The 23,001-nt window shown below is 69.8% G+C and carries 15 protein-coding genes; 4 read left to right on the top strand and 11 right to left on the bottom strand.

Translation table 11 applies throughout. The features are described 5' to 3' along the window. Positions 1 to 54: 54 nt before the first annotated feature. Positions 55 to 1,086, bottom strand: coding sequence for a hypothetical protein (locus ABZY13_RS25540; protein ID WP_356634629.1), 1,032 nt, complete (start codon positions 1,084 to 1,086; stop codon positions 55 to 57). A gap of 39 nt (positions 1,087 to 1,125) precedes the next feature. Here ABZY13_RS25540 and ABZY13_RS25535 point away from each other — a divergent pair, with 39 nt between their 5' ends. Further along, positions 1,126 to 1,494 carry an NTP pyrophosphohydrolase gene (locus tag ABZY13_RS25535; protein ID WP_356634627.1) on the top strand — a complete coding sequence of 123 codons (369 nt, stop codon included), beginning with the start codon at positions 1,126 to 1,128 and terminating at the stop codon, positions 1,492 to 1,494. A 64-nt stretch (positions 1,495 to 1,558) separates the two neighbouring features. On the opposite strand, the gene ABZY13_RS25530 is transcribed toward ABZY13_RS25535, so the two are convergent. From ABZY13_RS25530 to ngcE, 9 genes are all read right to left on the bottom strand, one after another. Continuing rightward, positions 1,559 to 3,088: an amino acid permease gene (locus tag ABZY13_RS25530; protein WP_356634625.1), complete on the bottom strand. Its 1,530-nt coding sequence runs from the start codon at positions 3,086 to 3,088 to the stop codon at positions 1,559 to 1,561. Between the two features lie 187 nt (positions 3,089 to 3,275). Further along, the gene (gene dxs, locus ABZY13_RS25525) at positions 3,276 to 5,192 is read right to left on the bottom strand and encodes a 1-deoxy-D-xylulose-5-phosphate synthase (protein WP_356634623.1); all 1,917 of its coding nucleotides are present in this window, start codon (positions 5,190 to 5,192) and stop codon (positions 3,276 to 3,278) included. Between the two features lie 194 nt (positions 5,193 to 5,386). After that, entirely contained in the window at positions 5,387 to 6,682 is a 1,296-nt protein-coding gene (locus ABZY13_RS25520; RefSeq protein WP_356634621.1) for a sugar ABC transporter permease, read from the bottom strand. Then, complete coding sequence (locus tag ABZY13_RS25515) at positions 6,679 to 7,470, bottom strand: ATP-binding cassette domain-containing protein (RefSeq protein ID WP_356634619.1); 792 nt, start codon at positions 7,468 to 7,470, stop codon at positions 6,679 to 6,681. Before ABZY13_RS25515 ends, ABZY13_RS25520 begins: the two co-directional genes overlap by 4 nt. A 187-nt stretch (positions 7,471 to 7,657) precedes the next feature. Next, positions 7,658 to 8,770: a substrate-binding domain-containing protein gene (locus ABZY13_RS25510; RefSeq protein WP_356634617.1), complete on the bottom strand. Its 1,113-nt coding sequence runs from the start codon at positions 8,768 to 8,770 to the stop codon at positions 7,658 to 7,660. 120 nt (positions 8,771 to 8,890) lie between these two features. Next, positions 8,891 to 10,090 (bottom strand): ROK family transcriptional regulator, encoded by a 1,200-nt coding sequence (locus ABZY13_RS25505; protein ID WP_356634615.1) that lies wholly within the window; start codon positions 10,088 to 10,090, stop codon positions 8,891 to 8,893. A 183-nt stretch (positions 10,091 to 10,273) separates the two neighbouring features. Next, positions 10,274 to 11,197, bottom strand: coding sequence for a carbohydrate ABC transporter permease (locus tag ABZY13_RS25500; protein ID WP_356634613.1), 924 nt, complete (start codon positions 11,195 to 11,197; stop codon positions 10,274 to 10,276). Positions 11,198 to 11,212: 15 nt separating this feature from the next. Further along, positions 11,213 to 12,142 (bottom strand): sugar ABC transporter permease, encoded by a 930-nt coding sequence (locus tag ABZY13_RS25495; protein ID WP_356634611.1) that lies wholly within the window; start codon positions 12,140 to 12,142, stop codon positions 11,213 to 11,215. A 146-nt stretch (positions 12,143 to 12,288) separates the two neighbouring features. Continuing rightward, on the bottom strand, positions 12,289 to 13,740 hold the full coding sequence (gene ngcE, locus ABZY13_RS25490) for an N-acetylglucosamine/diacetylchitobiose ABC transporter substrate-binding protein (RefSeq protein ID WP_356634609.1): 1,452 nt from the start codon (positions 13,738 to 13,740) through the stop codon (positions 12,289 to 12,291). Positions 13,741 to 14,193: 453 nt separating this feature from the next. On the opposite strand from ngcE, the gene ABZY13_RS25485 reads away from it, so the two are divergent. Further along, a complete protein-coding gene (locus ABZY13_RS25485) occupies positions 14,194 to 17,949 on the top strand; it encodes a GH92 family glycosyl hydrolase (protein WP_356634663.1) in 3,756 nt (1,251 codons plus the stop codon). 83 nt (positions 17,950 to 18,032) lie between these two features. On the opposite strand, the gene ABZY13_RS25480 is transcribed toward ABZY13_RS25485, so the two are convergent. Next, complete coding sequence (locus ABZY13_RS25480; RefSeq protein WP_356634606.1) at positions 18,033 to 20,828, bottom strand: aconitate hydratase; 2,796 nt, start codon at positions 20,826 to 20,828, stop codon at positions 18,033 to 18,035. A gap of 270 nt (positions 20,829 to 21,098) precedes the next feature. Here ABZY13_RS25480 and ABZY13_RS25475 point away from each other — a divergent pair, with 270 nt between their 5' ends. Together ABZY13_RS25475 and ABZY13_RS25470 are read left to right on the top strand one after the other, a co-directional pair. After that, positions 21,099 to 21,296 (top strand): DUF4236 domain-containing protein, encoded by a 198-nt coding sequence (locus ABZY13_RS25475; protein WP_356634604.1) that lies wholly within the window; start codon positions 21,099 to 21,101, stop codon positions 21,294 to 21,296. A 64-nt stretch (positions 21,297 to 21,360) separates the two neighbouring features. Further along, positions 21,361 to 22,890 carry a UDP-N-acetylglucosamine 1-carboxyvinyltransferase gene (locus ABZY13_RS25470; protein WP_356634602.1) on the top strand — a complete coding sequence of 510 codons (1,530 nt, stop codon included), beginning with the start codon at positions 21,361 to 21,363 and terminating at the stop codon, positions 22,888 to 22,890. The last annotated feature ends 111 nt before the right edge of the window (positions 22,891 to 23,001 follow it).

Genomic DNA, 23,001 nt, shown 5'->3' with positions numbered 1-23,001 from the left:
TTCGTCATGGGTGCGGCGTGCGGGCGATCCGGCTCAGACCTCCCGCCAGCCGGCTCAGACCTCCCGCCAGGCCGCCAACGCCAGCCCGGGCTCGTCCTTCTGACGGGCGATCAGCAGTCGGCCGTCCGGTGCGGCGCTCGCGGCCACCACTCGGCCCCGGGCGTCCTCGGTGAGCGACACCCGGGTGCCGGCGGGGAGTTGCGGGCCCGACTCGGTCCACCAGAGCCCTGCGGACTCCTGTTCGGTGGGGTAGGCCGCGAAGACGATCCGGCCGTTCGCCGCGTGCTGGGCGAGGAGCGTGCAGTCGTGGCCGTCGAGGGCGCAGCGGGAGACGGCCACCGGGCCGGGGCCCGCGGTCTCGAGCAGGGGGATCGGGTCTCCGCCGGGCCGCCAGGCGTGCAGCATGCCCTCGGGGTCGGCGTAGAACAGGGTGGTGGCCTCCTTGGAGGTGGGCAGCGCGCTGAGCGTGCCCGGGACCGCCTCGAACGGCAGCGGATCGGCCATGACCGGGCGGGCGCCCGGCTCCTCCTGGAGCCAGCGCACGATGCCGGCCGGGCTCGTGCCGTACAGCTCGATGAGGCCCGACTCCCCCGTCACGGCGACGAGTTCCTCGCCGACCTTGGAGCCTCTGAGGTCGTGCCAGCCGTTCCAGCCGCCGCGTTCCTTCTGGTTGGTCGTGTGGACGCCCAGACCGCGGTTGCGGACGAAGAGATAGGCGCGGCCCTCGGCGTCGACGGCCACGGCGGGCAGGCCGGTGCGCACGCCCTTCTTGTACGGGTGGCCGATCGGCATCCAGTCCAGGGGGGCGAGGTGAGGGCGGTAGTGCGTCGTGTGCACCAGGCCGGCCTCGTCGCCGGTGGTGGGACGCCAGGCGGCGAGGTGGGTGTAGCCGTCGGGGCCCTGGCCGACGGCGACGCCGGGTTGCAGCGGCTGTTCGCCGCCCACCGTGCGCGGGGGCAGCCAGGCGCCGCCGGGGTGGCGCTCCGCCCGGAAGCGGATGGCGTCGTCACCGGGGAGGTAGGCGCCGAGCCGGCCGTCACGGCCTCGGAAGAACCAGGCGCCGTTGAGTGCGCGGACCTTTGACACGGACACCACTTTACGGTGGGCCCGTGGGAGGCTGGTGCCATGGGTGTCCCGTTGCTGGTGGTGGTCGATGCGGCGAACGTCGTCGGTTCCGTGCCGGACGGCTGGTGGCGGGACCGGCACGGGGCGGCGGTGCGGCTGCGGGACCGGCTGGCGGCGGACGGGCTGCCTGGGCATCAGGGGCCGGTGGAGATCGTGCTGGTGGTGGAGGGCGCGGCCCGGGGCGTGGAGCCGGTGTCCGGTGTGCGGGTGGAGGCGGCGGAGGGCAGCGGCGACGACCGCATCGTGCGGCTGGTGGCCGAGGAGGGCGCGGACCGGCCGTGCCTGGTGGTGACGGCGGACCGCGAACTGCGGCGGCGGGTGACGGCCCTCGGCGCCGAGGTGACGGGACCGCGCAGGGTCCGGCCCTGAGCGCCGCGGGCCGGGGCGCTCGGAGCGGGCGTCCACAGGCGGCCGCGCCCCGGGCGCCCGGGTCTCAGCCCTCGCCGCCGGCACCCCGCGGGGGATGCACCACGTCCTCCGGGCGGGTCTCCTCGTGGCGGCCCAGGCGGCTGTGGGAGCGGCCGTAGAGGAAGTAGACGACGACGCCGATCGCCATCCACACGCCGAACCGCACCCAGGTCTCCGCGGGCAGGTTCAGCATCAGCCACAGCGACGCCAGGACCGACAGGATCGGCAGCACCGGCACCAGGGGCGTGCGGAAGGCGCGGGGCAGGTCGGGGCGGGTGCGGCGCAGGATGATCACGCTGATGGCGACGATGACGAAGGCGAACAGCGTGCCGATGTTCACCAGCTCGGCCAGTTCGCTGAGGCTGGTGAAGCCCGCCACGATCGCGATGAGCACGCCGAGCAGGATGGTCGGCCGGTGCGGGGTCCTGTACTTCGGGTGGACGCGGGAGAAGAACCGCGGCAGCAGTCCGTCACGGCTCATCGCGAAGAAGACGCGGGTCTGCCCGAGGAGCAGGATCATGCAGACGGTGGTGAGACCGACCGCGGCGCCGAAGCTGATGAACCCGGCGTACCAGGGGTGTCCGGTGGCCTTGAAGGCGTCCGCGAGCGGGGCGTCGACGGACAGCTTCGTGTAGTGCTGCATGCCGGTGACGACGATCGACACCAGCACGTACAGGGTGGTGCAGATGAACAGGGAGCCGAGGATGCCGCGGGGCATGTCCCGCTGCGGGTTCCTGGTCTCCTCGGCGGCCGTGGCGACGATGTCGAAGCCGATGAAGGCGAAGAACACCACGGAGGCGGCGGTGAAGATGCCCATCACGCCGAAGTTGGAGGGCGCCCAGCCGAACATCAGCTGGATCAGCGGCGAGTGCAGCCCGCCGCCGGCCTCCACCGGCTTGGCCTCCGGGATGAACGGGTCGTAGTTGTCGGCCGTGATGAAGAACGCGCCCGCGATGATCACGACGAGGACGACGGTCACCTTGATGGCGACGACGATCGAGGTGACGCGCGCGGAGAGCTTCATGCCGAGCACGAGGATGGCGGTGAGGACCAGCACCAGCGCCGCGGCGAGGATGTCGAAGCCGAACCCGTCGGCCCCGTCGCGCCCGGACAGCGCCTCCGGCATCTGCCAGCCCGCGTTGTCCATCAGCGAGCGGACGTAGCCGGACCAGCCGACGGCGACCACCGCCGTGCCGAGCGCGAACTCCAGGACGAGGTCCCAGCCGATGATCCAGGCGGGCAGCTCGCCCAGGGAGGCGTACGAGAAGGTGTACGCGGATCCGGCCACCGGCACGGTGGAGGCGAACTCCGCGTAGCACAGCGCGGCCAGGGCGCAGACGACGCCGGCCGCCACGAAGGCCAGCGCGACGGACGGACCGGCGTTGTTCTTGGCGACCGAGCCGGTGAGGACGAAGATGCCGGTGCCGATGATCACGCCGACGCCGAAGACCGTCAGGTCCAGGGCGGAGAGGGATTTCTTGAGGGCGTGCTCGGGCTCCTCGGTGTCGAGGATCGACTGTTCGACCTTCTTGGTCCGGAATAGTGAGCTGCTCACGGAGGACTACCTCCCACGCTTGTCGTCCTCGACATGATCGAGAGGGGGCGTAGTGCGTATGCCCCGGCGCGGGAGCTTTCACGCGAATGGGCCGGTTTCCCCCTCGTTCGCGGGTGAAACCGGCCCGTTCGGCCGTACGCGGGTTCCTCGCCGTACGGCGGTGTCGTACGGGGGTCGCTCGCGCGGGTCAGTCGCGCGCGGCCTCGACCTCGTCGGCCGTGCGGCCGTAGCGTCCGTCGAGCTTGGCGACGAGTCCGGTGACCTGGCGGGCGATGGCCGGCGCGGTCAGCCCGATCTCGGCCATGACCTCCGCGCGGGAGGCGTGGTCGAGGAAGCGGGGCGGGATGCCGAAGTCGCGCAGCGGGACGTCGACGCCCGCGTCGCGCAGGGCCTGGGCGACGGCCGAGCCGACGCCGCCGACGCGGGAGTTGTCCTCGACGGTGACGACGACGCGGTGGCGCTCGGCGAGCGGCGCCATGGCCTCGTCGACGGGCTTGACCCAGCGCGGGTCCACGACGGTGGCGGAGATGCCCTGCTTGTCGAGCAGGGAGGCGACCTCCAGGCACATCGGGGCGAGCGCGCCGACGGAGACCAGCAGCACGTCCGGGGTGTCGGTGCCGGGCTCGCGCAGCACGTCCATGCCGCCGAAGCGGCCCACGGCGGGCACGGCGGGGCCGACGACGCCCTTGGAGTAGCGCACCACGGTCGGCGCGTCGTCGACGTCGACGGCCTCGCGCAGCTGGGCGCGCAGCTGCTCGGCGTCGCGCGGGGCGGCGATGCGCAGGCCGGGCACGACCTGGAGCATCGACATGTCCCACATGCCGTTGTGGGAGGCGCCGTCGTCGCCGGTGACGCCGGCCCGGTCGAGCACGAAGGTGACCCCGCACTTGTGCAGGGCGACGTCCATGAGGACCTGGTCGAAGGCGCGGTTGAGGAAGGTGGCGTACACCGCGAAGACGGGGTGCAGCCCGCCGGTGGCGAGGCCGGCCGCGGAGACGGCGGCGTGCTGCTCGGCGATGCCGACGTCGTAGATGCGGTCGGGGAACGCGTCGGCGAACTTCTTCAGGCCGACCGGCTGGAGCATCGCGGCGGTGATGGCGACGATGTCCTCGCGCTCGGTGCCGAGCCGGACCATCTCGTCGCCGAAGACGGAGGTCCAGCTGGCGGCGGCGGCCTTGATGGGCAGGCCGGTGTCGGGGTGGATGGGGCCGATGCCGTGGAAGCGGTCGGCCTCGTCCTGCTCGGCGGGCTCGTAGCCGCGGCCCTTCTCGGTGAGGCAGTGCACGATGACCGGGCCGCGGAAGCGCTTGGCCCGGTTCAGCGCCGACTCCAGCGCCTCGATGTCGTGGCCGTCGATGGGGCCGACGTACTTCAGGCCGAGGTCCTCGAACATGCCCTGCGGGGCGATGAAGTCCTTCAGGCCCTTCTTGGCGCCGTGCAGGGTGTCGTAGAGCGGGCGGCCGACGACCGGGGTGCGCTCCAGGACCTCCTTGGTGCGGGCGAGGAAGCGCTCGTAGCCGTCGGTGGTGCGCAGGGTGGCGAGGTGGTTGGCGAGGCCGCCGATGGTGGGCGCGTAGGAGCGCTCGTTGTCGTTGACGACGATGACCAGCGGGCGGTCGCCGTCGGCGATGTTGTTGAGCGCCTCCCAGGCCATGCCGCCGGTCAGGGCGCCGTCGCCGATCACGGCGACCACGTGGTCGTCGCGTTTCAGCAACTGGTTGGCCTTGGCGAGGCCGTCGGCCCAGCCGAGGACCGTGGAGGCGTGGCTGTTCTCGATGACGTCGTGCTCGGACTCGGCGCGCGAGGGGTAGCCGGACAGGCCGCCCTTGGCGCGCAGCCGGCCGAAGTCCTGGCGGCCGGTGAGCAGCTTGTGGACGTAGGCCTGGTGGCCCGTGTCCCACAGCACCTTGTCCTTCGGCGAGTCGAAGACGCGGTGCAGGGCGATGGTCAGCTCGACCACACCGAGGTTGGGGCCGAGGTGGCCGCCGGTCTTGGATACCGCATCGACCAGGAAGGTCCGGATCTCCTCCGCCAGCAGGGCCAGCTCTTCCTGGCTGAGCCGGTCCAGATCGCGCGGTCCCGTGATGCGGGTCAGCAGCGGCACCCGTGCCTCCTTGCAGTAAGAGCTGATCGAGCTTTTGCCGGGCTCGTCGAGTCTAATGTTCCGGCCCGGCCGCCCGCGCCCGGGCGGTGCGACCTGTGTCACGCGATCGGCCCGGCCCACCGGGACAGGGCTTTACGACGCGACTGTGCCCGGCACCGCGGGGGTGCCGGGCACAGGGACTGCTCGGTGCGCGGCTATGCGCGGCCGGCGGTCTTCTGCGTCTTGCGCGTGATCGAGTCGATGACCACGGTGGTCAGCAGCACGCCCGCGGTGATCATGTACTTCACCGGCTCGGCGATGGACTCCAGCTGGAGGCCGTACTGGATGGAGACGATCACCAGGACGCCGAGGAGGGCGTTCCAGGTGCGGCCCCGGCCGCCGAAGAGGCTGGTGCCGCCGATGACGGCCGCGGCGATCGCGTTCATCAGCAGGTCGCCGGTACCGGCGCTCTGGTTGGCGGAGGCGATCTTGGAGGCCAGGAAGAGGCCGCCGATGGCCGCGAAGCCGCCGGAGATCGCGAACACCGAGATCCGCACCGCGGTGACGTTGATGCCCGCGCGGCGGGACGCCTCGACGCTGCCGCCGAGCGCGAAGACCTTGCGGCCGTAGGTGGTGCGGCGGAGCACGAAGTCGGTGGCGACCAGGAACACCAGGAAGATCACCGTGGCCAGCGGCAGGCCCTTGTACTGGTTGTACATGAACGCGGCGGCGAAGGAGATCACGGCCAGCAGGCCCGTGCGCAGCAGCGTGTCGCTCATCGGGCGGGAGGGGACCCCGGCCGCCTCGCGCCGGCGGTTGCCGAGGAACGAGGTGATGAAGAAGACGGCGGTGATCACGGCGGCCAGGGCGTAGGCCGCGGCGATGTCCGTGAAGAAGTACGTGGTCAGCTTGCCGATCAGGCCGTCGCTGTCGAGGTTGATCGTGCCGTTCTCGCCCAGCGTCTGGAGCATGAAGCCCAGCCAGAACAGCAGGCCGGCCAGGGTGACGGCGAACGCCGGGGCGCCGAGGACGGCGAAGAAGAAGCCGTGCGCCGCGCCGATGGCGGCGCCCGCCACGATCGCGAAGACCACCGCGGCCCACTCGGGCCAGCCCTGGTTGACCGCGAGGACGGCCGCGATGGCGCTGGAGGCGCCGCTGACCGAGCCGACGGACAGGTCGATCTCGCCGAGCAGCAGCACGAAGACGATGCCGACGGAGATCATGCCCGTGCCGACCATCGTGACGGTGATGTCGCTGATGTTCTGCGCGGACAGGAACGCGGAGTTCAGGCTCTGGAAGACGATGCAGATGATCACCAGGCCGATGACGACCGGGATGGAGCCCAGCTCGCCGGCCTTCATCTTCCGCTTGAACTCGCCGATGTAGCCGGCGAGGCCCCGCTCGCGGACGAGGAGCCGCGGGTCGACCGCGGTCACCGCGGCGGCGGCCGCCTCGGGGTTCTCGACGGCGTGCTCGTCCTTCGCCGCCGTGGAGGTCTTGTCGGTGCTCACTTGGAAACCTCCCCGTTCGTGCGCGCCGCACGGCGGGTCACGGCGTTGTCGGTGGCGCCGGTGATGGCGGAGATGATCTCCTCCTGCGAGGTCGTCTTGACCTCGAAGACGCCGTTGTTGCGGCCCAGACGCAGTACCGCCACCTTGTCGGCGACGGCCTTGACGTCGGCCATGTTGTGGCTGATCAGGATCACGGCGTGGCCGCGCTCCCGGAGCCGCTCCACCAGGTCGAGCACCTGTGCGGTCTGCTCGACGCCGAGGGCGGCGGTGGGCTCGTCGAGGATGACGAGCTTGGGCTCGCCGAGCATCGAGCGGGCGATGGCCACGGTCTGGCGCTGTCCGCCGGAGAGCGAGGCGATCGGGATGCGCACGCTCGGGATGCGGATCGAGAGGGTCTTCAGCAGCTCGCGTGCGCGCCGCTCCATCTCGACCTCGTCGAGGACGCCCCACTTCCGCAGCTCACGGCCGAGGAAGAGGTTGCCGACGACGTCGATGTTGTCGCACAGCGCGAGGTCCTGGTAGACCGTCGCGATGCCCAGGGCCTGGGCGTCGTGCGGCCGGTTGATCGTTACGGCCTTGCCTTCCCATTCGATGGCGCCTTCATCGATGGGGTGAACGCCGGCGATCGTCTTGACCAGCGTGGACTTTCCGGCACCGTTGTCGCCCACCAGGGCGACCACTTCACCGGCGTGGACCTCAAGCTCTACGTCGGTGAGCGCCTGGACGGCACCGAACCGCTTGGAGACCCCGCGCAACGCCAGCACGGGCGTAGCGGACACGTGAACCATCTCCTTCGCCGCCTGACCCGGCGGGAGGTTGTGCAAAGACTGGGGGGATGTTCCGTCCGGCGCCCCGCGGCTAGCTTGCGGGGCTGTATGTGACGCGGGGCGCCGGAGGAGTAGGGGGTGCGTGGGGCGGCGGGCGCGGGACTCCGTCACCGGGGTCCCGCGTCGTGCCTCACGCGCGTGCTGCGGCTTACTTGATGCCGAGCTTGTCGCAGGCCGCCTTGTACTTGGCGGTGCAGATCTCGTCGACCGTGTAGACGCCGTCCTTGATGACGGTGTCCATGATGTTCTCCTGGGTCAGCGAGGTGACGTCGACCAGGACCGACGGGACGTCCTTGGCGCTGGCGCTGGAGACCTTGTCCTCGGCGATGGCGGAGAGGTCCTCGCCCTTGGCGAGCGCGACGGCCATCTCGGCGGCGGCCTCGGCCTCGGGGGCGTACGGCTTGTAGACGCTCATGAACTGCTCGCCGGCGACGATGCGCTGCACGGCGGCCAGCTCGGCGTCCTGGCCGGTGACCGGGACCTTGATGCCGGCGGCCTTCAGGGCGGTGATGATGCCGCCGGCCATGCCGTCGTTGGCGGAGTACACGCCGACGATGTTCTTCTTGCCGAGCGCCGAGATCGCCGACTCCATGTTGGCGTTCGCGTTGTCCGGCGACCACTCCTTGGTGTCGTACTCCTTGCCGATCTTCACCTTGCCGTCGAGGACGGAGTGCGCGCCCTCCTTGAACTGGGCGGCGTTCGGGTCGGTGACGGAGCCGTTCATCATGACGATCTGGCCGTCCTTGGCCTTGTCGCCCAGCTCGTCCAGCAGGGCCTGGCCCTGGGTCTTGCCGACCGCCACGTTGTCGAACGAGGTGTAGGCGCTGATCGGGCCCTCGGCGAGGCGGTCGTACGCGACGACCTTGATGCCGGCGTCCACGGCCTTCTGGACCGAGTTCTGGATGGCCTTCGCGTCCACGGCGTCCAGGATCAGCACGTCCACCTTGTTGGTGATCATCGTGTCGACCTGCTGGGCCTGGAGGTTGGCGTCCTGGCGGGCGTTGTTGTACTGGATCTCCGCCTTGTTGTTCGTCAGCTCCTTGATCTTCTTCTCGATCAAGGGGCGGTCGAACTTCTCGTAGCGCGCCGTCTTGTTCTCCGGCAGCAGCAGGCCGACCTTGATGTCGTCGCCCTTGGCGGCGGCGGAGCCGGTGGCCTCCTTGTCGCCGCCCGCCTCCTCGGCGCTGCCGCAGGCAGCGAGCGAGATGGCCATCGCACCCGAAGCGATGGCAACGGCGGCACGACGCATACGCGTGTTCATTCAGAAACCTCCCTGACGAGGCCGCGTCGTTGCGGCCGAGGTGGCTGGAAGTCAACTCGGCCACGCGTACGACGTCAAGAAGTAAATCCTTAACGGGTTGGCAACGGTGCCATCCGTTCTCTAAGTGAAGGCGGGCGCGGTCAGCGACAGCGAGCCGTCCAAAAGGGTCGAATCACCCATCTCACTGAGGGCGAGGGCGAGTGCTCCGAGCACCTCCGCACGGCCACCGAGTGCCCCGGGGAGAACGGAGAGCTGGCGTGCCGCACTGGGGATCGCGTAGCGGCCGACGGACTCCCTGATCGGCCCGAGCACCAGCTCGCCGGCCTCGGCGAGATCACCGCCCAGGACCACTCGGCTCGGGTTCAGCAGATTGCAGAGATTGGCGACTCCACTGCCGATGTGGCGGCCGACGTCGGCGATCACCCGACGGCAGCCCGGATCTCCGTCCCTCGCCAGCCTGACGACGCCCTCCATGGTCAGATCCGTACCGTGGCTGGACTGGAGGAGCGGCAGCACGTAGCGCGCCGCCGCGAAGGTCTCCAGGCAGCCCCGGTTGCCGCAGCGGCAGACGGGGCCGGATTCGTCAAGTGTAATATGTCCAATTTCTCCCGCAGTGCCGCCGGGCCCCCGGTAGATCTTCCCGTCGATCACCAGGCCCGCGCCGACACCGCTGGAGACCTTGATGTAGGCCAGGTCCCGCACGCCCTTGCCGCTGCCCCAGACCAGCTCGCCGAGCGCGCCCAGATTGGCGTCGTTGTCGACGTGCACGGGCACGCCGAGCCGCTCGCGCAGTTCCTCGGCGGGCTTGGCGCCGGTCCAGCCCGGCAGGATCGCGGTCGAACCCAGCTGCCCGGACTCCACGTCGATCGGACCGGGCACGCCGAGGCCCACGCCGGCGATCTTGGCGCGGTTCACCCCGGTGGCCTCGATCAGCCGGTCGACCACTTCCTCCGCGCGGTCGAACCCCTGCGCGGCGGAGGCGTCCACGTCCAGCGGCTCGGACTCCTCGGCCAGCACCTGGTGGGCGAGGTTCCCGACCGCGACGCGCAAATGGGTGTGCCCGAAGTCGACGCCGATCACGATGCCGGCGTCACCGCTCAGCGAGACGCTGCGGGCCCGCCGGCCGCCGGACGAGGTGGGCGTGACCTCGACGGTCCCGCCCTCCCTCAGCTCCCGGACGATGTTGGAGACGGTCGCCGCCGAAAGACCCGTGGTCCTCGCGATCTCCGCCTGCGTGAGGGAACCCGCCAGTCGCACGGCTCGAACGACCCGCTCCAGGTTGGCTCGGTGCAGCGACGACTGCGACCCCGGAGTCTCCACGACGACCTCCTGCGCGCGGGACCGCTTCAATGAGGCCCCGTCTATGTCCAACTAGTGAACTCTAAGCTGAGCCGTTCGGGTTGCCTCCCGTCAAGAGGTTGAACAATTTCCGCGGCTGTGCACACAGCGGCGCACCCCGCTCCCTGCGCGGGGAACGGGGTGCGCCCGGACGGTGACCGACGGCTACTTCAAGGTCGCGGAGGTCAGCCCCGCCTGCACCTGACGCTGGAAGGACAGGTACACGACCAGCATCGGGATCATGGCGATCGTCACGCCCGCGAACAGCACGGGCAGGTCGGAGGCGTACCCCTGCTGCTGGTTCAGCTGGATCAGTCCCTGGGTGAGCACATAGCGTTCCGGATCGTCACCGCTCTGCGGCTGCATCAGCACCGTCGGCAGAATGAACTGATTCCACTGCCCCAGCGTGTTGAAGATCCCCACGCTGATCAGACCGGGCTTGGCCATGGGCAGCATCACCTGGAAGAAGGTTCGCGTGTGCGACGCCCCGTCGAGGATCGACGCCTCGAACACCGCGGTGGGCAGGGTCCGGAAGAAGGCGTGCATGAAGAAGACCGTGAACGGCATCGAGTAGGCGATGTAGACCAGGATCAGGCCCTGGTAGGTGTTGAGCATGTCCAGCCGCTTGACCATGAAGAACAGCGGGACCAGGGCGAGGAACACCGGGAACATCGCCCCGGCGACGAAGAAGTAGTACAGCAGCCGGTTGCCCCAGAACTCGTAGCGCGCCAGCACGTACGCGGCCATGGAGCCGAACAGCATGGTCAGCGGCACCGAGAAGGCCAGCACCACGACCGTGTTGAGGAAGTAGTCGCCGATGCCCTTCTCCCAGGCCCGGCCGAACACGTCCGGCGACCAGTTCTCGGGCCAGCCGAAGGCGGAGCCGGCGATCTGGGCGTCCGTCTTGAAGGCGCTCAGGACCAGCCACAGCAGCGGCAGGACGATCATCAGGGCCCACAGGGCGAGGAAGCCGTGCGAGAAGGCGTTGAGGACCACGCCCTCCCCGCGCCGGCCGTCCGCCCGGACCGGCCCCTTGGACACGGGCCGCTCGGCCGGACGGCCGGCGGTCTCCTTGGTGGGTGTGCTCATCGTCGTCTCCCCCGCTCAGAACTCGACGCGCTCGCGGCGGGTGGCGCGCAGCATGACCACGGACAGGATCAGGGTGAGGACGAGCATGACCACGCCCATGGCGCAGGCGTAGCCGCTCTCGCCGAAGTACAGGAAGTTGCGCATCATCACGGTCGCCATGACCTCGCTGCGGTGGTCCGGGCCGCCGCCGAACTCGCCGGAGGTCATGGTGGAGACCAGGATGAACATGTCCATCGCTGCGATGCCGAGGTAGACCCACGCCGTCTGCACGGAGTCCCACAGCAGCGGCAGCGTGATGCGGAAGAACGACTGGGCGCGGCCGGCCCCGTCGATCAGGGCGGCCTCGTAGATGTCCCGCGGAATGGACTGCATGGCCGCGGAGAACAGCACCAGGTAGAAGCCGACGCCGTGCCAGACGACGACGAGGATCAGCGCCCACAGGACCAGGCTGGGCTCGTTGAGCCATTCGACGGGACTGTTCTCGTCGACCAGCCCGAGGGTCATCAGGGCGCCGTTGAGCATTCCTCCGCTGTCGCTGCGGTACACGGCCCCGAACAGCACCGCGAGAATGGCGAGCGACAGGACCTGCGGAAAGAAATAGACGATCTTGTAGAACTTCGATCCGGCGACCCCCGACACCCCGCCGGCCCGGCTGCGTCCGCCCGCGTTCACCATGAAGGCGAAGAACAGGGCGAGCAGAATCGTGATCACCGGGATGAAGATCAGGAACAGGATGTTGTGCCAGATCGCCCGCAGGAAGACGTCGTCCTGGAACAGCTTCTCGTAGTTGTCCAGGCCGACGAAGTTGAAGGTCTGCGACTGTCCCTTCCAGTCCGTCAGCGAATAGCCGAAGGTCTGGACGTACGGCCAGATGACGAAGACCAGGTAGAGCGCGACGGGCACGAGGAGAAACCCGGCGACGAACCGATACTGCCCCTTACGCATGAAAACCTGCCCCTGCCTGTGAGCCCCGAAAGGGGCGCGGGCGGTGTCGGTGTGCGGTGCCGCCGCACGGGCCGGGCCCACCGCGGGCGAGCCGCGGACCGCATTCCACCGCGCCCCTCGCGGCGCTCGTCGGAAACGACTCGGAACTACTCGCGGCGATTCTTCTTCGACTCCGGGTCCTTCGCGGCCTCATCGACCGCGGCCTGGGCCCGCTTCAGCCACTCCTTCGGCTGAATGCGCCGGGCCATCAGCTCGTTCGACGCGTTCTGGATCGCCGAGTCCATCTCGCTGTACCACTCGGAGTACAGGAACCGGAAAGTGTTCTCCCCGGCCGCCTTGGACGCCTCGACGGTCGACTGGGTGCCGGGCCGCAGCTGGACGCTCGGGTCGACGCCGTCCTTGAGGATGGTGAGCGAGTTCGCCTCCTTGGCGAACAGCGTCGACCACTCGCGCGAGAGCATCATCCGCATGAACTCCTTGGCCCCGGGCAGGTTCTTGGCCTTGGCCGGGATGATGAAGGGCTCGCCCGAGCCGGCCCGGATCGCCTCGAACGGCATCACGCTGTCCGGCAGCACCGGCATCGGCAGGAACTTCATGTCGAAGTCCGGGGGCGTCTGCTTGAGCTGCTCGTTCTCCAGCCAGGAGCCGGAGGTGATGAAGGCGGCCTTGTACTGGTTCCAGCGGGTCTGGGACTCGGTGTGGGTCAGACCGTTGGTGCCGGGCATCAGATAGCCCTTCTCCACGACCTCGTAGATCGCCTCGACGGCGGCCTGCGCGGCGTCGGACCCGACGAACGCCTTCGGGTCCAGGTTGTCGATCGCCTTCATGGCGTCCAGGCCGCCCTTCTTGGCGATCAGGTCCATGATGGCGACGTTGATGTAGTACGGGTACTTGCCCTGGTGGGCCAGGCCGCCGATGCCCTGGGACTTCGCGTCCCGGCAGATGGCGAGGAAGTCGTCCCAGGTCTTGGGCTCCTGCCAGCCCTTCTCCTGGAAGAGCTTGCCGGAGTACCACAGGCCCCACACCGTGTAGATGTAGTTGAGGGCGACGACCTTGCCCCCCTGCAGGCCCGGGTCGAGCGTGCCGGGGATGACGGTGTCGCGGACCTTCTTCGAGGGGTCGTCCACGCTCGGCGCGTCCAGCACCTCGGCGAGGTCGAGCAGCTGGCCGTTGCGGTGCAGGACGTCGATCTTGATCTTCTGGGCGCCGGAGTTGTCGACGATGTCCGGCGGATTGCCCGCGTTGAACCGGGGCTGGAGTTTCCCGGTGATTTCCTGGGTGCCGGTGTGGGTGGAGACGACCCCGCGCTTCTTCTCGAAGTCGGCCTCCCACGCCTTGGCGTAGTCGTCGCCGTATCCGCCTTTGAAGATGACGACGTCGAGCTTGCTGCCCTCCTTGACGCCGAAGGGGTTGTCCTTCGACGTCTTCCCCCGGGTGTCGTCGCCCGAGTCGTCGTCCCCCCCGCCGCCGCTGGCACAGGCGGAAAGCAGGCTCATGGCCGGCACCGACGCCAGCCCGAGCGCGGCGGACCGCTTGATCAGGGCGCGCCGGCCGACGCCTTCGGGACTGCTGGTGTTCTCGGCGGAAATGGATCCCATGCTCAAGTCCTCGCCTTCTTCAGGACTCAGGCGGTGAACCGGATCCTCCCCGGCACCGCGGTGGGGTCAAGCAGGGTCGGGCAGATGACGCGGATCGCGCGTTGGGTGAATCGCCGACAGGTATAGTCCACTTCCGGCCGAAGGAGCAAGATCGAATGCAAGGTTGGCCGGTGGTCTTTTCCGAGTTGAGACCTCGCGGAAATATGGGCGATCCGTATGCCTCATGCCGGAAAAACGCGCGACATCCACCCCGCAGACCGAAGTCAACACCCTTGACACCGCGGTGCACTTGGGCCACTACTGGATCTTGTGCACCGAAGGTGACAACGTTGTCCAGCTCGGAAAGGGTGCTCGCCCATGTGGCAGTCGGTACGGCACGCGCACCGGTGGAGAGACCGGCGCGGGAAGCGGCACGGATGGAGTACGGCGGTCGTCACGGCGGCCGCCTTCGTCATGGCCGCCGGATCGCAGGGCGCGGCCGTCGCCCTGCCCGCCGCCCCCGAGGCGGCCGGAACGGAGTTCGCGTCGTCCTTCGAGAGCGGGGAACCGGCGCCCGACTGGCTGAACACCGTGGAGCGCGGGCCGGACGGCGCCGGCCGGGCCTCGGGTGTGGACGGCGGCCACAGCAGCGGCATCCCCGGCAATGTGACCGACCGGGTCACCGACGTCCGGGCGAGCGGCGAGAACACCGGCGGCGGCGAGGTGAAGGAGAACCTGGTCGACGGGGAGCCGGGCACCAAGTGGCTGGTGTTCGAGCCGTCCGGCTGGGCGGAGTTCGGCCTGGACGCGCCGGTCCGCCTCGTCCGCTACGCCCTGACCTCCGCCAACGACCACGCCGAGCGCGACCCGGTGGACTGGACCCTGAAGGGTTCGGCCGACGGCGAGGAGTGGACGGTCCTGGACACCCGCTCGGGCGAGTCCTTCCCGGAGCGGCTGCGGACCAGGACGTTCGACCTCGCGCCGGACGCGGTCGGCGAGTACCGTCACTTCCGGCTCGACGTGACGCGGAACAACGGCGGCGGCATCCTGCAACTCGCCGACGTGCAGTTCTCGACGGGCGGCGAGGAGGGACCCGTCCCGCCGGACATGCTCTCGCTGGTCGACCGGGGCCCGAGCGGCTCGCCCACCGCGAAGGCGGGCGCCGGCTTCACCGGGAAGCGGGCGCTGCGCTACGCCGGCCGGCACACCGCCGACGGCCGGGCGTACTCGTACAACAAGGTCTTCGACGTCGACGTGGCCGTCGGGCGGGACACCGAGCTGGCGTACCGGATCTTCCCCCAGATGGCCGACGGCGACCTGGACTACGCCGCCACCAACGTCGCGGTCGACCTCGCCTTCACCGACGGCACCTACCTCAGCGACCTGCGCCCGCAGGACCGGCACGGCTTCCCGCTGACGCCGCGCGGGCAGGGCGAGTCCAAGGTGCTCTACGTCAACCAGTGGAACGACGTCGCCGCGCGGATCGGGTCGGTGGCGGCGGGGCGCACGGTCGACCGCGTCCTGGTGGCGTACGACGCCCCGAAGGGGCCGGCGCGTTTCCGGGGCTGGATCGACGACGTGTCGCTGCGGCCGGCGCCGCCCGAGAAGCCGAAGGCGCACCTGTCGGACTACGCGGTGACCACCCGCGGCACCCACTCCAGCGGCGCCTTCTCGCGCGGCAACACCTTCCCGGCGACGGCCGTCCCGCACGGCTTCAACTTCTGGACGCCGGTGACCAACGCGGGCTCGCTGAGCTGGCTGTACGACTACGCGCGCGGCAACAACGCCGACAACCTGCCGACGATCCAGGCGTTCAGCGCGAGCCACGAGCCGAGCCCCTGGATGGGCGACCGGCAGACCTTCCAGGTGATGCCGTCCGTCGCCGCGGGCACCCCCGAACTGGGCCGGGAGCAGCGGGAGCTGGCCTTCCGGCACGAGAACGAGACGGCACGGCCGTACTACTACGGCGTGCGGTTCGAGAACGGGCTCACCGCGGAGATGGCGCCGACCGACCACGCGGCCGTGCTGCGCTTCACCTACCCCGGCGACGACGCGAGCGTCCTGTTCGACAACGTCACCGACCAGGCGGGCCTGACGCTGGACGAGGCCACCGGCACCGTCACGGGCTACTCGGACGTCAAGTCGGGCCTGTCGACGGGCGCGACGCGGCTGTTCGTGTACGGCGAGTTCGACCGGCCGGTCACCGGCGGCGACTCGGCGGGCGTCAAGGGCTGGCTGCGCTTCGACGCGGGCGCGGACCGCACGGTGACCCTGCGCCTGGCGACCTCGCTGATCGGCGTGGACCAGGCGAGGGACAACCTGCGCCAGGAGATCCCCGGGGGCGTCTCCTTCGAGACGGTGAAGTCCCGTGCGCGGGCGCAGTGGGACCGCCTGCTGGGGAAGGTGGAGGTCGAGGGCGCGACCCCGGACCAGCTCACCACCCTCTACTCCGGCCTCTACCGGCTGTACCTGTACCCCAACTCCGGTTTCGAGAAGGTCGACGGCGTGTACAAGTACGCCTCGCCGTTCTCGCCGATGCCGGGCCCGGACACGCCGACGCGCACCGGCGCGAAGATCGTGGACGGCAAGGTGTACGTCAACAACGGCTTCTGGGACACCTATCGCACGACGTGGCCGGCGTACTCGCTGCTGACGCCCTCGCGGGCGGGCGAGCTGGCCGACGGGTTCGTGCAGCAGTACAAGGACGGCGGCTGGACCTCGCGCTGGTCCTCGCCGGGGTACGCGGACCTGATGACCGGCACGTCGAGCGACGTCGCGTTCGCCGACGCCTACGTGAAGGGCGTGGACTTCGACGCGGAGGCGGCGTACGACGCGGCGGTGAAGAACGCGACCGTGGTGCCGCCGGCGCCGGGCGTGGGCCGCAAGGGCATGGCGACCTCCCCGTTCCTCGGCTACACCGGCACGGACACGCACGAGGGCCTGTCGTGGGCGCTGGAGGGGTATCTCAACGACTACGGCATCGCCCGGATGGGCCGCGCCCTGTACCGGGAGACCGGCGAGCGCCGGTACGAGGAGGAGTCCGAGTACTTCCTGGACCGGGCCCGGGAGTACGTCCGTCTGTTCGACTCCGAGGCCGGCTTCTTCCAGGGCCGGGACGCCGACGGCGAGTGGCGGGTGGAGTCCTCGGCGTACGACCCGCGGGTGTGGGGCCACGACTACACGGAGACCAACGGCTGGGGCTACGCCTTCACCGCCCCGCAGGACAGCCGGGGCCTGGCCAACCTGTACGGCGGCCGGGCGGGCCTCGCGGACAAGCTGGACGAGTACTTCGCCACGCCGGAGACCGCCTCGCCCGAGTTCGTGGGCTCCTACGGCGGCGTGATCCACGAGATGACCGAGGCGCGGGACGTGCGGATGGGCATGTACGGCCACTCCAACCAGGTCGCCCATCACGCGATCTACATGTACGACGCGGCCGGGCAGCCGTGGAAGGCGCAGGAGAAGGTCCGCGAGGTGCTGTCCCGCCTCTACACCGGCAGCGCGGTGGGTCAGGGGTACCACGGCGACGAGGACAACGGCGAGCAGTCCGCCTGGTATCTGTTCTCCGCGCTGGGCTTCTACCCGCTGGTGATGGGCAGCGGCGAGTACGCCGTCGGCTCACCGCTGTTCACCAAGGCGACCGTCCACCTGGAGAACGGGCGGGATCTGGTGGTGCGGGCCCCGGAGAACAGCGCGAAGAACGTCTACGTGCAGGGCCTGAAGGTCGACGGCCGCACCTGGACGTCGACTTCGCTGCCCCACGCGCTGCTGGCGAAGGGCGCCGAGCTGGAGTTCGCGATGGGCCCGAGGCCCTCGTCGTGGGGCACGGGCGAGGACGCGGCGCCGGTGTCGATCACCAAGGGCGACCGGGTGCCCGAGCCGCGCGAGGACGCGGTACGGGGCGAAGGGGCCCTCTTCGACGACACGTCGGCGACGGAGGCGGAGGTGACGACGGTCGACCTGCCGGTGGAAGGGCGCACCAGGGCGGTGCAGTACACGCTGACGTCGCCGGCGGACCGGACGGCCGCCCCGACGGGCTGGACGCTCCAGGGCTCGGCGGACGGCACGACGTGGCGGACGCTGGACGAGCGGGCGGGTGACACGTTCCGCTGGGACCGGCAGACCCGGGCCTTCTCGATACGGAAACCGGGCGCGTACGCGCACTACCGGCTGGTGTTCGCGCAGGCCGGCGGCGCGGCGCGGCTCGCGGAGGTGGAGCTGCTGGCGTAGGCGGGGTCTCGCCGGCAACGCCGAGGGCCGCACCCCCGTCGCCGGGGGTGCGGCCCATTGTCCGGTGCCGGCTGCCGTGCCGCCTACTTGCGGATCAGGCTGCGCAGCACGTACTGCATGATGCCGCCGTTGCGGTAGTAGTCGGCCTCACCGGGGGTGTCGATGCGGACGACCGCGTCGAACTCGACGCCCGTGTCGGTGCCGACCTTGACCGTGCGCGGCGTCCGGCCCTCGTTCAGCTCGGTGACGCCGGTGATGGAGAAGGTCTCCTCGCCGGTCAGGCCGAGGGACTGCGCCGAGGCGCCCTCCGGGAACTGCAGCGGGAGCACGCCCATGCCGATGAGGTTGGAGCGGTGGATGCGCTCGTAGGACTCGGCGATGACGGCCTTGACGCCGAGGAGCGCGGTGCCCTTGGCCGCCCAGTCGCGGGACGAGCCGGAGCCGTACTCCTTGCCGGCCAGGACGACCAGCGGGATGCCGGCGGCCTGGTAGTTCTGCGAGGCGTCGTAGATGAAGGCGACCGGGCCGCCGTCCTGGGTGAAGTCGCGGGTGTAGCCGCCCTCGGTGCCCGGCGCGATCTGGTTGCGCAGGCGGATGTTGGCGAACGTGCCGCGGATCATGACCTCGTGGTTGCCGCGGCGCGAGCCGTAGCTGTTGAAGTCACGGCGCTCCACACCGTGCTCGGTGAGGTACTTGCCGGCCGGGGTGTCGGCCTTGATGGCGCCGGCCGGGGAGATGTGGTCGGTGGTGACCGAGTCGCCCAGCTTGGCCAGGACACGCGCGCCGGTGATGTCCTCGACCGGCGTGGTCTCCATGGTCATGCCCTCGAAGTACGGGGGCTTGCGGACGTAGGTGGACTGCGGGTCCCACTCGAAGGTGTCGCCGGTCGGAATCGGCAGCGCCTGCCACTGGGCGTCGCCCGCGAAGACGTCGCTGTAGGACTTGGAGAACATGTCCTCGCCGATGGCGCCCGCGACGACGTCGTTCACCTCGGCCTCGGAGGGCCAGATGTCCTTCAGGTAGACCGGGTTGCCGTCCTGGTCGGTGCCCAGGGCGTCCTTGGTGATGTCCACCTTCATGGAGCCGGCGATCGCGTAGGCGACGACCAGCGGCGGGGACGCCAGGTAGTTCATCTTGACGTCGGGGTTGATGCGGCCCTCGAAGTTCCGGTTGCCGGACAGGACCGAGGTGACCGCGAGGTCGTGGTCGTTGACGGCCTTGGAGACCTCCTCCGGCAGCGGGCCGGAGTTGCCGATGCAGGTGGTGCAGCCGTAGCCGACGAGGTTGAAGCCGACCTTGTCGAGGTACGGGGTCAGGCCCGCCTTGTCGAAGTAGTCGGTGACGACCTTCGAACCCGGGGCGAGGGTGGTCTTGACCCACGGCTTGCGGGTCAGGCCCTTCTCGACCGCCTTCTTGGCCACCAGGGCGGCGGCGACCATGACGTACGGGTTGGAGGTGTTGGTGCAGGAGGTGATGGCCGCGACGGTGACCGCGCCGTGGTCGATCTCGTAGGTCGAGCCGTCGGGGGCGGTGACGGTGACCGGGTTGGACGGGACGGCCGCACCGGTGCCCTCGGCGTGCTGCGGGGCGCCCGCGCCGTTCTCCTGGTGGCCATAGGCCGGGGCGTCGGAGGCCGGGAAGGACTCGTCGCTCGCCTCGTCCACCGGGGAGGCGGCGGTGCCGGCCTGGGTCGCCGGGACCTCGACGTAGTTGAGGACGTCCTTGGCGAACTGCTGGGCGGCCTCGGCCAGGACGATGCGGTCCTGCGGGCGCTTCGGGCCGGCGATCGACGGGACGACCGTCGACAGGTCCAGCTCCAGCTTCTCGGAGAAGTCCGGCTCGGCCTTCGGGTCCAGCCAGAGGCCCTGCTCCTTGGCGTACGCCTCGACGAGCGCGACCTGCTGCTCGCTGCGGCCGGTCAGCTTGAGGTAGTTCAGGGTCTCGTCGTCGATCGGGAAGATCGCGGCGGTGGAACCGAACTCCGGCGACATGTTGCCGATGGTGGCGCGGTTGGCGAGCGAGGTGGCGGCGACGCCCTCGCCGTAGAACTCGACGAACTTGCCGACGACGCCGTGCTTGCGCAGCATCTCGGTGATGGTCAGCACGAGGTCGGTGGCGGTGGTGCCGGTGGGCAGCTCGCCGGTCAGCTTGAAGCCGACGACGCGCGGGATGAGCATGGAGACCGGCTGGCCGAGCATCGCGGCCTCGGCCTCGATGCCGCCGACGCCCCAGCCGAGCACGCCGAGGCCGTTGACCATGGTGGTGTGCGAGTCGGTGCCGACGAGGGTGTCGGGGTACGCCTGTCCGCCCCGGACCATGACGGTGCGGGCCAGGTGCTCGATGTTCACCTGGTGGACGATGCCGGTGCCGGGCGGGACGACCTTGAACTCGTCGAAGGCGGTCTGGCCCCAGCGCAGGAACTGGTAACGCTCCTTGTTGCGGCCGTACTCGAGCTCGACGTTCTGCGCGAAGGCCTCGTTCGTGCCGAACTTGTCGGCGATGACGGAGTGGTCGATGACCAGTTCGGCCGGGGCCAGCGGGTTGATCTTCGCCGGGTCGCCGCCCAGCTCCTTGACGGCCTCGCGCATGGTGGCGAGGTCGACGACGCAGGGGACGCCGGTGAAGTCCTGCATGATCACGCGGGCCGGCGTGAACTGGATCTCCTGCGAGGGCTGCGCCTGCGAGTCCCAGCCGCCGAGGGCGCGAATGTGGTCGGCGGTGATGTTCGCGCCGTCCTCGGTGCGGAGCAGGTTCTCCAGCAGGACCTTAAGGCTGTAGGGGAGCCGGGCCGAGCCCTCCACCTTGTCCAGGCGGAAGATCTCGTACGACTCGTCGCCCACCTGCAGCGTGCTGCGGGCGTCGAAGCTGTTCGCCGACACGACAGTCTCCTTCATTCATGTGCGCGTTCCACCGCATCCTGCCGCCACGCCTTCTCGGCCCATCCGCTAAGGTCAGGCTAAGTTAGGTAACCCTTACAGGGCGGGCGACCGCGGTGCGCCTCGGCAGATATCTCGATGTCGAGATAACTCTAGTACATGCGGGCCGACCGGTCATGCCCCGACCCTTCCCCTCATCGTCCGGCCGGAGCCATCGAGCCGCCGGACGGGGGTATACGGCTGCGAAAGGACCCGAACCGGGAAGGTGACCCCATGCCGCTCACGTTTCGTAAGAGTTTTCGCATTTTGCCCGGAGTGCGCCTGAACATAAACCGCCACTCCTGGTCCATCACGACCGGCGGGAAGAACGGCCCGCGGCACACCCACAGCAGCACCGGACGCCGTACGACGTCGATGGACCTGCCCGGACCCTTCGGATGGCGCAGCACCCGTTCGGCCAAGCGGCGCTGACACGGCGTCACCCGAACGGACCCCCCGGGAGGCGCCATCTCATATCTGAGATAACCTCAGCCTCATGGCAGACGACTACCTCGTACGCATCGGCAAGCTCATCCGTGACGCCCGTCAGCACCGGGGCTGGACACAGGCGCAGCTCGCCGAGGCGCTCGGTACCAGCCAGAGCGCCGTCAATCGCATCGAACGCGGCAACCAGAACATCAGCCTTGAGATGATCGCCCGTATCGGTGAGGCCCTGGACAGCGAGATCGTCTCGCTGGGCTACGCGGGCCCCATGCATCTGCGGGTGGTCGGCGGGCGCCGGCTGTCCGGGGCCATCGATGTGAAGACCAGCAAGAACGCGTGCGTGGCCCTGCTGTGCGCCTCGCTGCTCAACCAGGGGCGCACGGTGCTGCGCCGGGTCGCCCGCATCGAGGAGGTGTACCGCCTCCTGGAGGTCCTCGGCTCCGTCGGCGTGCGCACCCGCTGGATCAACGACGGCGTCGACCTGGAGATCGTGCCGCCCGCCGACCTGGAGATGGGCGCGATCGACGAGGACGCGGCCCGCCGCACCCGTTCCATCATCATGTTCCTCGGCCCGCTGCTGCACCGCATGGACCGCTTCCGGCTGCCCTACGCCGGCGGCTGCGACCTCGGCACCCGGACCATCGAGCCGCACATGATCGCCCTGCGCCGGTTCGGCCTGGACATCGCGGCGACGGAGGGCCAGTACCACGCGGTGGTGGACCGCTCGGTGCGACCCGACCGCCCGATCGTGCTGACGGAGCGCGGCGACACGGTGACCGAGAACGCGCTCCTGGCCGCCGCGCGCCACGACGGCGTCACCGTCATCCGCAACGCCTCCTCCAACTACATGGTCCAGGACCTGTGCTTCTTCCTGGAGGCGCTCGGCGTCGAGGTCGAGGGCATCGGCACCACCACCCTCACCGTGCACGGCAGGCCCGTCATCGACGTCGACGTGGACTACTCCCCCTCCGAGGACCCGGTCGAGGCGATGAGCCTGCTGGCCGCCGCGGTGGTCACGGAGTCGGAGCTGACGGTGCGCCGGGTCCCCATCGAGTTCCTGGAGATCGAGCTGGCGGTCCTGGAGGAGATGGGCCTCGACCACGACCGCACGCCCGAGTACGTCGCCGACAACGGCCGCACCCGCCTGGTGGACCTGACCGTCCGGCCCTCCAAGCTGGAGGCGCCGATCGACAAGATCCACCCGATGCCGTTCCCCGGCCTGAACATCGACAACGTCCCGTTCTTCGCGGCGATCGCGGCCGTCGCCCAGGGCAAGACCCTGATCCACGACTGGGTCTACGACAACCGCGCGATCTACCTCACCGACCTCAACCGTCTCGGCGGCCGGCTCCAGCTCCTGGACCCCCACCGCGTCCTGGTCGAGGGCCCGACCCGCTGGCGCGCCGCCGAGATGATGTGCCCGCCGGCCCTGCGCCCGGCGGTGGTCGTCCTCCTGGCGATGATGGCGGCGGAGGGCACGTCGGTGCTGCGCAACGTCTACGTCATCAACCGGGGGTACGAGGACCTGGCGGAGCGGCTGAACTCGATCGGGGCGCAGATCGAGATCTTCCGGGACATCTGATGTGAGGATGCCGCCGCACCCTGCCCGACCTGCTCGGCATATGCAACGCAATCCCATGTGGACGAGTCCGGAGTCATGGCTGCCGGGGAACTCACGGGCGCCGGGCAGGAC

Origin of the sequence: Streptomyces sp. NPDC006610 (assembly GCF_040611575.1) — a bacterium.
In the GTDB taxonomy this organism is placed as follows: domain Bacteria; phylum Actinomycetota; class Actinomycetes; order Streptomycetales; family Streptomycetaceae; genus Streptomyces.
The sequence above is the reverse complement of the archived record's forward strand: the minus strand, read 5'-3'. Positions and strand labels throughout refer to the sequence as shown.